Origin of the sequence: Bradyrhizobium sp. SZCCHNGR1005 (genome assembly GCF_032489995.1) — a bacterium.
GTDB lineage: Bacteria > Pseudomonadota > Alphaproteobacteria > Rhizobiales > Xanthobacteraceae > Bradyrhizobium.
This window is the reverse complement of the sequence record NZ_JAUEZC010000002.1, coordinates 1,311,936-1,326,286: the sequence shown is the minus strand read 5'-3', so window position 1 is coordinate 1,326,286 and position 14,351 is coordinate 1,311,936. Positions and strand designations below refer to the sequence as shown.

Here is a 14,351-nt window from a genome sequence, read left to right as displayed (position 1 = left end):
CGAAAAGACCAGCCGTATTTTTCACTTCATTCTGACGGAGCCTTACGATGTCGCTCGCGCAGCGCGTGTTCCTGGAAACTGCCGACGCATCCTCCGGCGCCGAACGCCTGATCGACGAGCTCGCCAACCGCATCGGCGGGCTCGGCGTCGAGCTTGCCGACGTCGCCGGCAACGTCCAGGAGGTCGCAAGCCGCGTCGCCCACCAGTCGGAGCGCTTCGGCCATCTGCAGAACACGGCGCAGACCATGGTCGCCGCCAATCACGACATCGCCACGGCGTCCCAGGCGGTGCAGACGGCAGCTTCCGCCGCAGTCGGCGAGATCACGCAGTCGCGCACGGTGGTCGAGACCGCGGTGAAGCATATCTCCGAGCTGATCGAGGCGGTGGACCGGATCGAGAACCGGCTCGGAGCGGTCGGCTCGGCGCTGTCGCAGGTCGCAAAAGTCTCGGTTTCGATCGAGGCGATTGCGAAGCAGACCAACCTGCTCGCATTGAACGCCACCATCGAGGCGGCCAGGGCCGGCACGGCCGGGCGTGGCTTCGCCGTGGTCGCCAGCGAGGTGAAGAGCCTGGCCGAAGCGACCCGCCAGGCGACGCAGCAGATCGGCGATACGCTGCGCGGGCTCGATGGCCAGATCAAGGGCTTGCTCGGGGAGAGCGGCGAGGCGTCCTCGCGTGCCAAGAATGCCGGCGACGGCGCCCAGCGGATCGAGGACATCATCGCGCGGGTGCAGAACGGCTTCACCCATGTCGGCCAGGAGATCGACGGGGTCGCGCGCGCCGCGACCTCCAATCTCGCGCATTGCGACATGGTCATCACCGAGCTCGCCGAACTCGCCAAGGGCGTCGATCGGTCCTCGATCGAATTGAAGCAGGCCGACAGCCGGATCGCCAAATTGCTCGACCTGTCGGAAGGCTTGATCGCATTGATCGCCGAAAGCGGCGTCGAGACCGCGGATGCACCGCTGATCCGCACCGTGGTCGAAACCGCGAAGGTGATCTCAAGCGCGTTCGATGCGGCGGTGGAGCGCGGCGAGATCACGGTGGCGCAGCTGATGGACGAGAACTACCGTGAAATTCTCGGCACCGATCCCAAGCAGTACCTGACCGACTATGTCGAATTCACCGATCGGATCTTGCCGGCCATCCAGGACCCGATCCAGAAATCAGATCCGCGGATCGTGTTCTGCGTCGCCTGGGCCAAGGGCGGCTACCTGCCGACCCACAATCCGAACTACCGCCTGCCGCAAGGCTCCGACCCGGTCTGGAACAACGCGAACTGCCGCAACCGCCGGCTATTCAGTGATCGCGCAGTCAAAAAGGTCGCCGAGAGCAAGCGGCCGTTCCTGCTGCAGACCTATCGGCGCGACATGGGCGGCGGTCAGTTCGTGCTGATGAAGGATCTGTCGGCCCCGATCTTCGTCAAGGGACGGCATTGGGGCGCCTTCCGCATGGGCTTCCGGCAGAGCTGATCAGCTCCCCCAGAACTCCGGCGCTGCCGGAGAGAGCCGGCCGCCGATCCGCACCGGCGCCACCTTCACCGCAAGCCCGGTCGCATCGTCGGTCTCGACCGCGACGCCGCTCAGCGTCGCCGCTCCCGCCGCAGGCTCGAACCGTGCCGAGGGAATGCCTGACGTAAAGCGGCGCAGTGGCTCGTCCTTCTGCATCCCGATCACCGAGTCATAATCGCCGGTCATTCCGGCGTCGGTCATATAGGCCGTGCCGCCCGGCAGGATCTGGTGATCGGCCGTCGGAACATGGGTGTGGGTGCCCACGACGAGGCTCGCGCGTCCGTCGCAGAAGTAGCCGAGCGCCTGCTTCTCGCTGCTCGCTTCGCAATGCACGTCGACCACGATTGCATCGGCCGCCTCGCGCAGGGGACAGGCATCGAGCTGGGCGCCGATCCCGGCGAAGGGATCATCGAACGGCGTCATGAACACGCGCCCGATCGCATTGACCACCAGCGCGCGCGCGCCGGTCTTGGTTTCGACCAAGGCGGCCCCACGGCCCGGCGTGCCGCGCGGAAAATTGGTCGGACGCACCAGGCGCGGGGCGCGCTCGATGAACACCAACGCCTCGCGCTGGTCCCAGGCGTGATTGCCGAGCGTGATCGCATCGGCGCCGGCGTCGCACAGCTCCTGATAGATCGCTTCGGTGATGCCGAAGCCGCCGGCGGCGTTCTCGCCGTTGACGACGACCAGATCGAGCGCCCAGGCGCGGATCAAACCAGGCAGATGGTCCGAGACGGCGGTGCGGCCGGCCCGGCCGACCACATCGCCGACAAAGAGAATTCGCAAATCTATGTGCTCCGGAAGTCGAATGTCTGAGCTTCGGTTAGCACATAATCCAGCGCCTCGTCGTGGGCTAGTGCCGGCACCAGCGGGATTTCCTGCACGGCAAAGGCAAGGCCGACTCCGATCACGTGCTTTGCCTTCCGCAGATGCGAAAAGGTGTAATCGTAGTAGCCGCCGCCATAGCCGATGCGATGGCCCAAGCGATCGAAGGCGGCGAGCGGCACCAGCATCACGTCAGGCGCGAGTTCGGCTGCGGCCGGCGACGGCTCGGTGATGCCGAGCGAGCCGAGCACCAGACGGTCGCCCGGCGCCCAGGCCCGGAATAGCAGCGCGTGTCCCCGAGCCGTGATCGCCGGCAGCGCGAGCCGGGCGCCCTCTTCCGCAAGCTTGAGCATCAGCGGCATCGGATCGAACTCGCTCCGGATCGGCGCATAGCCCGAGACCACCGTGCCGGGCTGAATGGCAAAGGGCAGTCCCCGCGCCGCGATCGTCTGCGCCGCGGCCGTCCGCTCCTCGTTGCTCAACGCGTCCCGCGCCGCGAGCGCTGCGGCGCGCAACTCCTGCTTGGAATGCTGAGCCGCCTTCGACGGCATGCAACGTTATCTCCGCTGGAAGCCCAAAGCGGGCGATCGAACCTCGCAGAAACGCAGGGGATCAGCAACTGAAGGGGGCACGGGAAGGAAAGCGCGAAGCCGCGGACGCCGTTGAAGCGCTCGATCCCGGAGTTCCCTACGAAAGTAGGTGGGCACCATATGTCCGGATCCACGGACCCGGCCAGGGACAGTTCCCTAAAGGATCGATAAGGCCCCGGGGATATATGGCTCCTGACGCGCGCCACAGCTTCGCCGACCCAATGTAACAACGACCTCGCCGCTTCGCCAGCGGCGGTATGCTCCCCTGTGGGGAAGAATTCGGTGGACGGATTCACATTTCAAACAGCGATCGGAGCGCACGCGCCGTCACTCTCGCGGCGCGATCTGCGCCCGAGCTTTGCAACTGGTCACCCTCTTCTTGGAAGAGGGCACAGGGAAGGCCGGGAGCTTGCCGCCCCCATGGCCCGCCTGCGAAAGAAAATGCAGGCGGCAGGTACCACAGGTTCGGCCAAGACATCCCGGCCTTCCCTGCGCGATGGTTTTAACGCTTATACCTGCTCTCCTTGGGGACCGGCTTTTTTGCCCCCACATCGCGACGACGCGCTACGCGCGTCGCGCTGAGCGCCAGCACCGGGGCGCCAGGACCACAAGATTTCACGTCCGTCGCATCGCAAGTCGTCTTGCGCAATAGCGCCTCACGACACCACGTCCACCGCATCCCGCGCCCAACGTTTCGTGACGATCGCGAAGCGCCCCTCTCTGTGGGGCACGGGACACACCAAAGATCGTCCTGATTTGCCCGACACGACAAGGCGTGCAGCGTGCGACACGTTGGCACGACGGGCAATTCGCGCATGGCGGACATGCACTGCACCCTCTCCGCCTTCATTGCGAGCGCGAGCGAAGCAATCCCGTGTCGTTCGAGGCGAAAACCTGGATTGCTTCGTCGCTCACGCTCCTCGCAATGACTCCTCACTCTCCATGTCACTCCAGGCTTGGTGTCACTCCAGCCTTGGTCGCTGTCGCGAGCGTCCCGGAATGACAGAAGACGAAGCACTCAGCTCAGTAGCAGCTCCATCCCTGGATCGCCCTTCGCCATCGCGCGCTGATAGGCCGGTCGCGCGCCGATTCGGGCGAGATAGGCGCGGATGTTCGGCAAGCGGCCGAGATCATAGGGCTGGAAGTAGCGCATCGTGGTGAGCGTGAAGACGATCATGACGTCGGCAGCGGTGAAGGCGCTGCCGGCCAGATAGTCCGCCTCGCCGCAGCGGGCTTCAACGAGATCGAACGCGCGGTCTGTGCGTGCCTTCATGGCCACCAGCATCGGATTGTCCTCGGCCGATGTCAGCCGGTTCAGGATCATCAGCCGCCCCAGCCCAGGCTGCAGCGTGCCGTTGGCGAAGTGAAACCAGTACAGGAAGGCTGCGAAGCCGGGATCATCCGCGCGCAGGGTGAGCCGCCCCTGGCCGTACTTCGCGACGATATAGTCGACGATAGCAGCCGATTCGGCGAGGACCACACCCCCATCGGTGATGACCGGCGCCGACCCGATCGGGTGCAGCGCCTTGTATTCCGGCGGCGCCAGCATGGTGTCGGCGTCGCGCGCATAGGTCTTCAGCTCGTAGGGTATGTCGAGTTCCTCGCAGAGCCAGACGATGCGCTCGGATTGCGATCGGCCGAGATGATGGACGGTGAGCATGGGGACTCCGGTGGACAATGGCCCGCATGAGCGCAAGCAACGTGCGGGAAGGGCCCACGGGTCGCGCCGACACTCGTCCGGGGCCATGGATGACAAACGTACGGGGGCCTTACTTTACCATCGCGCCGTAGACGATGTCCTGCACCTGCTCGCGATAATATTTTCGCAGCTCACCGGGCGCGGCGGTGCCGACGACGACGACAAGGCGCTCCTTGGGATCGCAGAAGAACTGGGTGCCGAAGGCGCCATTCCAGGTGAACTCGCCGGGATTGCCAGGCACCGACGACAGGCCCTCATTGGTGCGCACGGCGACCGCGAGGCCGAAACCGAAGCCGGCGCGGTGCGGCTCGATATTGGCGACGTTGTTCTTGATCTCGGGCCCCAGATGGTTGGAGGTCATGTGGTGCACCGTCTTCGGGCTGAGGATGCGCTGGCCGTCGAGCTCGCCGCCATTGAGCAGCATCTGACCAAACCGAAGATAGTCTCCGACGGTCGCAAAGGAGCAGGCGCCGCCGCAGTCGAATTTGGTCGGCGTGTCCAAAAGCCTGATGGACTGCGGCTTGCCGGTGAGCGGATCATTGGCAAACGGCCGGGCGAGCCGCGCCCGCTGCGCATCCGACGGCGCGAACGTCGCATCACGCATGCCGAGCGGCTGCCAGACATTCCTCGACAGATAGTCGCCGAGCCGCTGCTCGCTGACCTTCTCGATGACGGCGCCGAGCACATCGATCGAGAAGCCGTATTCGAACTCCGTCGATGGCTGGTGCGCCAGCGGCAGCCTGGTGATGCGCTCGATGAAGGCCTGCGTGTCGCCCTCGATCGCCGGCGCAACGCCATCCGGATAGAGCCGGGCCACCGGGCTCGCGCTGTCGGGCCGGCCGCCATACATCAGGCCGGAGGTGTGGCGATAGAGATCGTGGATATGAATCGGCGACAGCTGCGTCTCCAGCTTGAGCGATCCGTCTGCCTGCGGGACGCCGACCTTCATGTCGGCGAAAGCGGGATAGTAGTCCGACAGCTTCGCCTGCAGCGGCAGCCGGCCCTGCTCCATCAGCGTCAGCCCAGCGACCGCCGCCATCGGCTTGGTCATCGACGCCAGCGCGAACATCGCATCGAGCGGCATCGGCACATCCTTGGCGGGATCGAGCTTGCCATAAGCCTTGTAGTGCACCAGCTTGCCGTCGCGGGCGATCGCGACCACCGCACCCGGTACACGCTTGGCAGCGATTTCGCGCGCGAAGAAATCATCCATCCGCGCAAGACCGGCCTGCGAGAAGCCGACATCGTCCGGCTTGGCTTCGGGCAACGGCGCGGCGCTGGCGGCGTGGAATGCGAAGGCGGCCGCAGCCGCCGCCATGACGAGCGTCTTCGTTCTTGTCCTCATACGTTCCTCCCGAGTGGCGGATCAGAAGCGCTTGTGGTGCGATCTCAAACGTCCGCTTATGCTCGAACTAGAACAGGCCCGCCTGACGGCCGCAAGCAGGTGCGTGCATGACGTCAGTCACGAGGCATGCGCAAACGTGATTGAAACGTCGGATGGGTTGACGCGAGCTTGTCACAAAATCGCAGGATGGACCGACCGTGGCCAGCCCATCGCATCGCGATGACGGGTTTTGCCTGGCTTGCGGGCTTCGAGGGAAGGAGACGCTCGCTCCATGGTGGCGCGGCTCAATGCGCCCCGCCCGCCGCGACGTGGCCGGGCTTCTTCAGGAACATGGCCGCGACCAGCGCCACGATCAGCGCCAGTCCGAGCAAATAGAACGTATCGCTGAAGGCCTGGATGAATGCCTGCTTCTGCACGATGTGACCGATCGCGACGAAGGCGCGGCGCGAGGCATCAGTGCGGTCGGCGATGCCATGGTTGACGAAATACTGTGTGAGCTGATCGAGCCGCGTCCGCGTCGCCGGCTCGAACACGGTGACCGACTGCGTCAGCACGTTGGAATGATACTGTTCGCGCTTGGTCAGCACGGTCTGCAGCACAGCAATGCCGACCGCACCGCCGAGATTGCGCATCATGTTGAACAGGCCGGAGGCCGAGCCCGCGTTCTCCGGCTCGATGCCGGCGGTCGCAACCGCCGACAGCGGCGCCATCACCAGCGCCTGCCCGATGGCGCGCACGACATTGGGCCAGAACAGCTGGTCGGCGGCGTAATCGTTGGTCATGAAGATGTTCATGAAGTTGGAGCCGGCGAACAGCACGAAGCCGATTCCGATCACGACGCACGCGTCGAAGCGCTGCATCAGCTGCGGCACCAACGGGATCAGCACGAGCTGCGGCAACCCCGTCCACGCCAAGACCATGCCGATCTGCTCGGCATTGTAGCCCTGGATGCGCGACAGATATTGCGGCAGGATGAACACCGAACCGTACAGCGCGATGCCGAGCAGGAAGTTGGAGAGGATGCCGAAGCCGAAATTGCGCCGGAACAACAGGCGCAGGTTGAGCAGCGGCTTCTCGACGCTGAGCTCGATAAGCAAAAACGCCGTCAGCGCGAGCGTCGCAATGACCGAGAGCTTGACGATGAAGGGCGAGCCGAACCAGTCGTCCTTGTTGCCCTCCTCCAGCACGGTCTGCAGCGCCGACAGGCCGATCGCCATGGTGACGATGCCCGGCCAGTCGCCCTGGCGGAGCAGCGCAAGCTTCATCGGCTTGGGCTCCAGCGCATACCAGAGCATGCCGACCATGATCGCGCCCGGCGCCAGGTTGACATAGAAGATGTACTGCCAGCCGAAATTCTCGGTCAGATAGCCGCCGATGGTCGGGCCGATCGCCGGCGCGAACGTCGCGGACAGCGCAAACAGCGCGAGCCCCACCGGCTGCTTGGCGCGCGGCAGCGATGTGATGATCAAGGTGAATGCCATGGGGATCAAAACGCCGCCGGTGAAGCCCTGCACCGCGCGCAGCACGATCATCTGCGGCAGGTCCTGCGCCAGGGCGCAGGCCGCGGACAGCACCAGGAACAGGATCGCATTGGTCAAGAGATAGAGGCGGATCGAGAACACCTGGGCGAGCCAGCCGCTCAAGGGGATCACGACGATCTCGGCGACCAGATAGGAGGTCGAGATCCAGCCGCCGTCGTCGATACCGGCGCCGATCGCGCCTTGTATGTCGGCGAGCGAGGCATTGACGATCTGGATGTTCAACACCGCCATGAAGGCGCCGAGCGTGGCGCCGATCACCGCGATCCAGGTCTTGGCTGAGACGGTCGCAGAAGCGGCTGAACTCGGAGAATTTGGCGAGGCCGAAGCCGCGGACTGCACCGCAGTTGAGGGATGACGAGCGCTCATCGGCGCCTCCTGGAAGATAAATCTCGGACGATTCGTCCGTGGATGAAGTCTGGATTGCGTCGCTTCGCTCGCAATGACGGCCGGGGTTCGCCGTCATGCGCCCACAACTCTCGTCATCGCGAGCGCAGCGACGCGATCCAGTCTTTTGCCCGCGAGCAGCTCTTGCTCGCGGGACGTAAGAACATCAGCCGCCGTGCGGCCGGATGGCGTTGGCGGCCAGCCGCTTGGCTTCGTCGCGCGCGGCGAGCACGGTGGCCTTGGTATCGACGGTCGGCACCGCCGACATGCCCGGACGCAACAGGCCGGTCAGGCCGTGATCGTCGAGCACGATCTTCACCGGCACGCGCTGCACGATCTTGGTGAAATTGCCGGTCGCATTGTCCGGCGGAAGCAGCGCGAATTCGAGCCCGCTGGCCGGCGACAGGCTGTCGACATGGCCGCGCAGGGTCTGGTCGCGGAAGCCGTCGATGCTGATCTCGACCGGCTGGCCGGCGCGCACGTAAGTGAGCTGGGTTTCCTTGAAATTGGCGACCACATAGACCGCATCCAGCGGCACCACGGCCATCAGCTGCGTGCCCGCCTGCACATATTGGCCGACACGCAGCGACCGTGCGCCGACCGTGCCATCAACCGGCGCAGTGATCTCGGTATAGGAGAGGTTCAACGACGCCTGCTGCTCGACCGCGCGGGCCCGGGCAAGCTGCGCCACGGCCTTGGCGCGTTCGGTGGTGAGCACATCGACCTGCCGCTGCGCGGCAGCGAGCCCCGACTTCGCGCGCTGCGCTTGCGCGTTGCCGGCGCGCAATGCGGCATCGGTTTGCTGCGCCCGCTGCACCGTGCCGGAGCCGGTCTTCATCAGATCGTCGTAGCGGGCGCGCTCCTCCTGCGCGAATTTCAGATTGGCCTCGGCGGCGGCGACATCGGCGCTGCCCTGCGCGATGATCTGCTGCTGCAGTTCCAGCTGCGCATCGAGGTTATGGACCGAGGCGTCAGCCGCGGCGACGTCGGCGCGGGCCTGGTCGAGCGCCGTCTTGAAGTCGCGATCGTCGATCCGCGCCAGCACCTGGCCGGCGCTGACCTTCTCGTTGTCGCCGACCAGCACCTTGGCGATATAGCCGGACACTTTGGGCGAGATGATCGTGGAATCCGCCTTCACATAGGCGTCGTCGGTCGACTCCAGGTAGCGCCCGACGGTCAGATAATCGTAGCCGTAACGGGAGGCGGCAACGGCGCCGAGCACCAGCAGCAGCCCGAGCCCAGCCCGCTTGATCGCCGTGCGCGATGGGCGGAGACTCGTTTTCTGTTTTGCTTCAGAGACATAGGCAACATTTGACATGGCTTGCTCCGGACGCTGCGCGTGACAGAGGCGCCGTCCTTTGCAGCTGCAGATGCGATGTCCTGCGGCTCGTGATAATCCGTCCAAATCTGAAAGGATTATCCGGTCAGAGCGGACAATCGGAGATCGGACATGGACCGCTTTGCCAGCCTGACCGCCTTCGCCGGGGTGGTCGAAACCGGCGGCTTTTCAGCCGCGGCGCGCCGCCTCAACATGTCGACCACCATGGTCAGCAACCATGTGCAGGCGCTCGAGGACCGCCTGGGCGTCCGGCTGCTCAATCGGACCACCCGGAAGGTGAGCCTCACCGAGATCGGCAAGGCCTATTACGACCGCACCGCGCAGATTCTCGCCGATCTCGAGCAGGCGGACGACATCGCGAGCGCCTTGCACGCGACCCCGCGCGGCACCCTCCGGGTCCATTCGGCGACCCATATCGTGCCGTTCATCGCACCGGTGGTGGCGCACTTCCTCTCCAGCTATCCAGACGTCAAGGTCGAGCTGATGATGGGCGAGACCAGTGTCGATCTGATCGAGGAGGGTTTCGACGTGGCGCTACGGCTGACGACGCCGCCGGATTCCAGCCTGATCGTCCGCAGCCTCGCGACCTGGCGGCATGTGCTGTGCTGCTCGCCAGGCTACACGGAAAAGCATGGGCCGCTGCAAACGCTGGACGAGTTGAGCGCACGCAACTGCTTCCGTCACGCCAACTATCCGTTCGGCACCGAATGGCGCTTCGTCGATCGGGACGGGCACCCGGCATCAGTACGCGTGTCCGGCAATCTCGTATCGAGCAGCGGCGAGGCCTTGCGGCGTGCAGCGCTCGAGGGCGTCGGAATTGCGCTCGCGGCCGGCTTTCTGGTGCGCGACGATCTCGAAGCCGGACGGCTGGTGCGCCTTTTGCCCGAGTACCGGCCGGTGGAGATGTCGATGAATGCGGTTTACCCACACCGGCATCACCTGTCCGCCAAGGTCCGGGCCTTCATCGACATGCTCGTTCGGCACAGCGCCGAGCACCAGAAGCTGATCGACCCCTATGCGTAATTACGGCCGCTTTGGAAGCACGAAGACCTGGCCGGGATAGATGAGGTCGGGATTTCGGATCTGCTCGCGGTTAGCCTTGTAGATGACGGCGTAATGCGCGCCGATGCCAAGCGCCTTCCGGCTGATATGCCACAAACTATCGCCGCGGGACACGGTGACGGTGGCGATCTTGGATACGACCACGGACGACGGATTGCCTTCATCCGGCGGGACAGTGCCGGAGGCGTCGGCCGATGCCGTCTGCCGCGCCGCACCTTTCTCCGGCGCGGCCGCTGCAGGCTCCCGGGGCGACAGCGCAGCCGTCATCTCGGGCACCGTGACCGGCACCTCGGCGCGGCTGCGGACCTTTCCGGATCCGGACTCCACCTCGTCGAGCCTGACACGATAGCGGCCCGGCGCCACGCCTTCCTTGATCGTGATGGCAACCCGCCCGTCTGCGCCGGCCGTCGCAGACGCGATGAAGCTGTCGTTGAGATAGAGCCTGACATCGGCGCCGGGATGCGCGCGGCCGCTCACCTGGAGCTTGCCGGAGGCATCGACGTCGGCCGTCTCCACCGCCACGCTCTCCGCCGGACCGGTCGGGCGCGATAACACGACCGTCGGCTTATCGGGGGTCATCAGCGCCACCATCGGCCGCTCGCCGGCAGATTTCTGGCGCTCGCTGGTGGGATCGATCACCACTGCCACGCTCTGCTTGGACGCGATCTCCTTGCCGTCCGGCTGCCTGGCGCGCAGGGTCAAGTCGTAGGTTCCGGGTGGCAGCGGGCGCGGCACCATCGCGAACTGTCCGGACTTGTCCACAACCGCCCGATCATGCACTTCGCCATTGCGCAACAGCTCGACCGTCGCACCGGGCGCCGCCCGGCCGGCGACCACGGCCTCGCCCGTCGGCTCGACACTGACGACATCGAACGACGGGGTGCCGTCGTCCGGTGCCGAAGGAGATGGCGATGGTCCCAGCGTCGCGGCGAGATCGCTGGCCTGTTTCTGCACCCCGGCGAGGGTCGTGGGGGCGGCCTGCTGCGAAGTCGGCGGCTTCGCAGCATCGCTGTCGTTACTCGCCGAAGGCGCGACGGGGGCCGGCTGATCATGGCGTGTGAACAGGTCGCTGAAATAGAGCGGCGCCAAGCTACCGCTGACGACAATCGCCACCAGCAACAGGATGACTCGGATGTTCGATGTCCTGCTCACCACGTTCATCGACTGGCCGGACCCGTTAAGCGCGACGAATTGTTCCCTGATCACAATCACGAAACCGGCTCGACATTGCGCCTCCTCAGGCCATTCATCAAGCCCGTCGTAGCACTGTCCCCGCAGAGTTAACTCGCCCAGTTGTCGCGGAATTCGGGAAACAGCGAGACGCCGCCGCAGGCATAGAGGGTCTGGCCGGTGATGTAGCTCGCCTCGTCCGAGGCAAGGAATGCGAACACGGCGGCAATCTCCTCCACCGTGCCGACCCGCCCCATCGGGATGTGGGATTCAACAGCGGCGCGCTTGACCGGATCGTCGGTCCAGGCCGCGTTGATCGGCGTGTCGATGGCACCCGGGCCGACGGAGTTGACGCGAATGCCGCGGCCGGCGAACTCGAGCGCCAGCGTACGGGTGAGACCCGCCATCGCGCTCTTTGAGATCGAATAAGCGAGATAGCCTGGTTTCGGGATGATCTGATGGACGCTCGACGTGTTGATGATGTTGCCTCCTTCGCCGCGCGCAACGAAATGCGCCAGCGCATGTCGCGCACAGAGCACGGCGCCGGTGAGATTGACCTCGAGGATCTTGCGATAGGTTTCGACGTCCAGCGCCTCGCTCGGCGACTCCCGCTGGAAGCCGGCATTGTTGACCAGGCAGTCGAGCCGCGGCCAGCGCGACAGCAGCGTCTCGAACATGGCGTCGATATCGGCCTCGACGCCGATATCGGCATGCACGATGACATGGTCGCGCTTCTCATGTCCGCGCGCGGCCGAGGCCGCCTGGACCCGCGCCAGCGCGTCTTCCGCCGCCGCGCGCGGACCGATGTAGTTGAGGGCGACATGCGCCCCCTCCTGCGCGAAGCGAATGGCGACCGCACGGCCGATGCCTTGCGGCGCCCCGGTGACGAGGGCGTAGCGGTCGAGAAGGCGGGACGGGAATTGGGGCGGATTGGCTGACATGCTCTGCTCCGGCTTCAGGTGCGCGCTCAAGCTCTAGCAGACTCGCACGCCCAAATGGAGTTCCGCTTGTTTCGATCGCGCGTGCAACAAATCGGGTAGGGTGGACAAAGCGACTTGTCCGCCGTAGCCCGAAGGGCGAAGGCGGAGGCGTGCCCACCAATTTTTTCCAGCTCGATAGGCCGTGGGCACGGCGCTCCGCGCCTTTGTGCACCCTACAACTCTGCAGAACGACAAGGCAGGTATCGAGACGATGATGCGCGTGATCAACGCCTGGCGCGGCCGCGATCACCGAGACATCCGCGGACAGATGGACACAGCACTCAGGAGAGTGCCCTATGCCGGCTGCTTCTTGCGCCAATCCTTGACGAAGCGGAGAAACACCTGGAGTGGCGCCGGCGTCTGCCGGCGGCTCGGATGATAGAGAAACAGTCCGGGAACCAGATCTTCCCAACCGTGCAGAACTCGGACCAGCCGGCCGGTCGCGACATGCCCGCTCACGATCGGCTCAGGGAGATAGGTGATCCCGACGCCATCGAGAGCCGCATCCAGCTGCAATTCGACGTCGTTGATCGTGAGCGACCCCTCCACCGAAATCTCAACGCGCTGACGGCCTTTCGCGAAGGCCCATGGTTGTATCGCGCCGTCACCGGGGCGCCGATAGCGGATGCAGTTGTGAGCATGCAGGTTCTGCGGCTGCAGCGGAGCGGGATGGGACGCGAGATAGGCCGGCGCGGCAACCGCGAACAGCCGGAAGTCGTCGGTGACCCTGACGATCTTCATGTCGCGCTCGACCATGCTGCCGAGCCGGACACCCGCATCGAAGCGATTCCTGACGATGTCGCTCTCGGTATCGTCGACCGCGAGTTCCAGACGGATGTCCGGATAGGCAAGCAGGAACGGCTCGATGAGAGGAACGAGCACGCGAGATGCGAAAGCGCGGACCACGGCCAGGCGCAGCGTTCCCATCGGCTTGTCGCGGAAGAGATTGACGTTCTCGAGCGCGTCATCGACGGCGCGCAGGATCGGCTGCACCTCGCGCAGCAGGCGTTCGGCAGCTTCCGTAAGCGCGACACTCCGCGTCGTGCGATTGAACAACCGAACGTCGAGCCGGTCTTCGAGCGCACGGATGGTCTGGCTCACGGTCGGCGGCGAGAGTCCGAGCTGAGTCGCAGCGCGGGTGAAGCTGAGCGATTCCGCCACCGCAGCGAAGGCAGCGAGCTCGCCGATCTCCAAGCGGCTCATTATTTGGCCTTTTCAAATAAGCTATTTGATTTCATCGGAATTATCAAAATAACAGATCGCCGGCAAGTTGGACTCATGGAGCATCGCCCGATGCCCCTCCTCCAACACTGGGTACACACATGACCATCATCTCCCGGTCGATCCGTCTCTCCGCCGCGGCCGCCTGCGCCGCCATATCCGTCACTGCCACAGCGCCGGCCGCACGTGCCGACGATTACTGCCTGATGAGCACCAGCGGCATGCGCGGTTGCGGCTACACCAGCCTCGCGCAGTGCCAGGCCCGGGCCTCGGGCGCCTCGGGCTATTGCGATCCCAACCCGTTCGGCAGCAGCGCCAACGCAAGCAATGCGATGGCCCAGTCGACGGCGCGACACAAGACCCGCCGTCACGACTGATTGCCCTCGCGTTGCGATCGCCTTCGCTGCGGCACAACGGAACCGCGGCGCGACGCGGCACGAACCGGCTGCATGCTGATCCTCGGCACGGCGATCGGCGCGAACTCCGGCTTCAGCCGTCACGGCATCGGCGGCGCGTTCGTGCTCGGCTTCGTCGGGCTGAGCCTCGGCGAGCTGGCCGCCCCCTGGTGCCAGTTCGATTTTGCGGCGTCATTGCTAGCGAAGCGAAGCAATCCAGATTCTTCGCGTAACCCTGGATTGCTTCGCTCGCAATGACGGAGCAAATAACACCGCTGTCGCGCTAGAC

The 14,351-nt window shown here is 65.1% G+C and carries 13 protein-coding genes and 1 other RNA gene; 4 read left to right on the top strand and 10 right to left on the bottom strand.

Features of this window, described 5'->3' with window-relative positions; all coding sequences use genetic code 11:
* Window positions 1–47: 47 nt before the first annotated feature.
* The gene (locus QXZ85_RS12145) at window positions 48–1,472 is read left to right on the top strand and encodes a methyl-accepting chemotaxis protein (protein WP_316174194.1); all 1,425 of its coding nucleotides are present in this window, start codon (window positions 48–50) and stop codon (window positions 1,470–1,472) included.
* Here the strand turns inward: QXZ85_RS12145 and QXZ85_RS12140 are convergent, their stop codons facing one another.
* From QXZ85_RS12140 to QXZ85_RS12110, 7 genes are all read right to left on the bottom strand, one after another.
* Window positions 1,473–2,297, bottom strand: a complete 825-nt coding sequence (locus QXZ85_RS12140) for a TIGR00282 family metallophosphoesterase (RefSeq protein ID WP_315701634.1) — start codon at window positions 2,295–2,297, stop codon at window positions 1,473–1,475.
* A 2-nt stretch (window positions 2,298–2,299) separates the two neighbouring features.
* On the bottom strand, window positions 2,300–2,887 hold the full coding sequence (locus QXZ85_RS12135; protein WP_315701635.1) for a 5-formyltetrahydrofolate cyclo-ligase: 588 nt from the start codon (window positions 2,885–2,887) through the stop codon (window positions 2,300–2,302).
* A 92-nt stretch (window positions 2,888–2,979) separates the two neighbouring features.
* Window positions 2,980–3,140, bottom strand: a non-coding RNA gene (ssrS, locus tag QXZ85_RS12130) — 6S RNA.
* 804 nt (window positions 3,141–3,944) lie between these two features.
* Window positions 3,945–4,586, bottom strand: a complete 642-nt coding sequence (locus QXZ85_RS12125) for a glutathione S-transferase family protein (RefSeq protein WP_315742496.1) — start codon at window positions 4,584–4,586, stop codon at window positions 3,945–3,947.
* Between the two features lie 109 nt (window positions 4,587–4,695).
* The gene (locus tag QXZ85_RS12120; protein ID WP_316174192.1) at window positions 4,696–5,970 is read right to left on the bottom strand and encodes a serine hydrolase domain-containing protein; all 1,275 of its coding nucleotides are present in this window, start codon (window positions 5,968–5,970) and stop codon (window positions 4,696–4,698) included.
* A gap of 284 nt (window positions 5,971–6,254) precedes the next feature.
* Complete coding sequence (locus tag QXZ85_RS12115; protein WP_316174190.1) at window positions 6,255–7,877, bottom strand: MDR family MFS transporter; 1,623 nt, start codon at window positions 7,875–7,877, stop codon at window positions 6,255–6,257.
* A gap of 184 nt (window positions 7,878–8,061) precedes the next feature.
* Complete coding sequence (locus tag QXZ85_RS12110) at window positions 8,062–9,213, bottom strand: HlyD family secretion protein (protein ID WP_316174188.1); 1,152 nt, start codon at window positions 9,211–9,213, stop codon at window positions 8,062–8,064.
* Between the two features lie 132 nt (window positions 9,214–9,345).
* On the opposite strand from QXZ85_RS12110, the gene QXZ85_RS12105 reads away from it, so the two are divergent.
* Window positions 9,346–10,257 carry a LysR family transcriptional regulator gene (locus QXZ85_RS12105; protein ID WP_315701640.1) on the top strand — a complete coding sequence of 304 codons (912 nt, stop codon included), beginning with the start codon at window positions 9,346–9,348 and terminating at the stop codon, window positions 10,255–10,257.
* Here QXZ85_RS12105 and QXZ85_RS12100 read toward each other — a convergent pair whose 3' ends face one another.
* The 3 genes from QXZ85_RS12100 to QXZ85_RS12090 all read right to left on the bottom strand — a co-directional run bounded on the left by QXZ85_RS12100 (window position 10,258) and on the right by QXZ85_RS12090 (window position 13,649).
* On the bottom strand, window positions 10,258–11,508 hold the full coding sequence (locus QXZ85_RS12100) for a LysM peptidoglycan-binding domain-containing protein (protein ID WP_315742490.1): 1,251 nt from the start codon (window positions 11,506–11,508) through the stop codon (window positions 10,258–10,260). It abuts the gene before it with no gap.
* Window positions 11,509–11,576: 68 nt separating this feature from the next.
* Window positions 11,577–12,407, bottom strand: coding sequence for an SDR family oxidoreductase (locus tag QXZ85_RS12095; RefSeq protein ID WP_315701642.1), 831 nt, complete (start codon window positions 12,405–12,407; stop codon window positions 11,577–11,579).
* A 333-nt stretch (window positions 12,408–12,740) separates the two neighbouring features.
* Window positions 12,741–13,649, bottom strand: a complete 909-nt coding sequence (locus QXZ85_RS12090; protein WP_315742488.1) for a LysR family transcriptional regulator — start codon at window positions 13,647–13,649, stop codon at window positions 12,741–12,743.
* Window positions 13,650–13,768: 119 nt separating this feature from the next.
* Here QXZ85_RS12090 and QXZ85_RS12085 point away from each other — a divergent pair, with 119 nt between their 5' ends.
* Both QXZ85_RS12085 and QXZ85_RS12080 read left to right on the top strand, forming a co-directional pair.
* Window positions 13,769–14,044, top strand: coding sequence for a DUF3551 domain-containing protein (locus tag QXZ85_RS12085; RefSeq protein WP_315701644.1), 276 nt, complete (start codon window positions 13,769–13,771; stop codon window positions 14,042–14,044).
* A gap of 72 nt (window positions 14,045–14,116) precedes the next feature.
* A complete protein-coding gene (locus tag QXZ85_RS12080; RefSeq protein ID WP_315701645.1) occupies window positions 14,117–14,320 on the top strand; it encodes a hypothetical protein in 204 nt (67 codons plus the stop codon).
* Window positions 14,321–14,351: the final 31 nt, after the last annotated feature.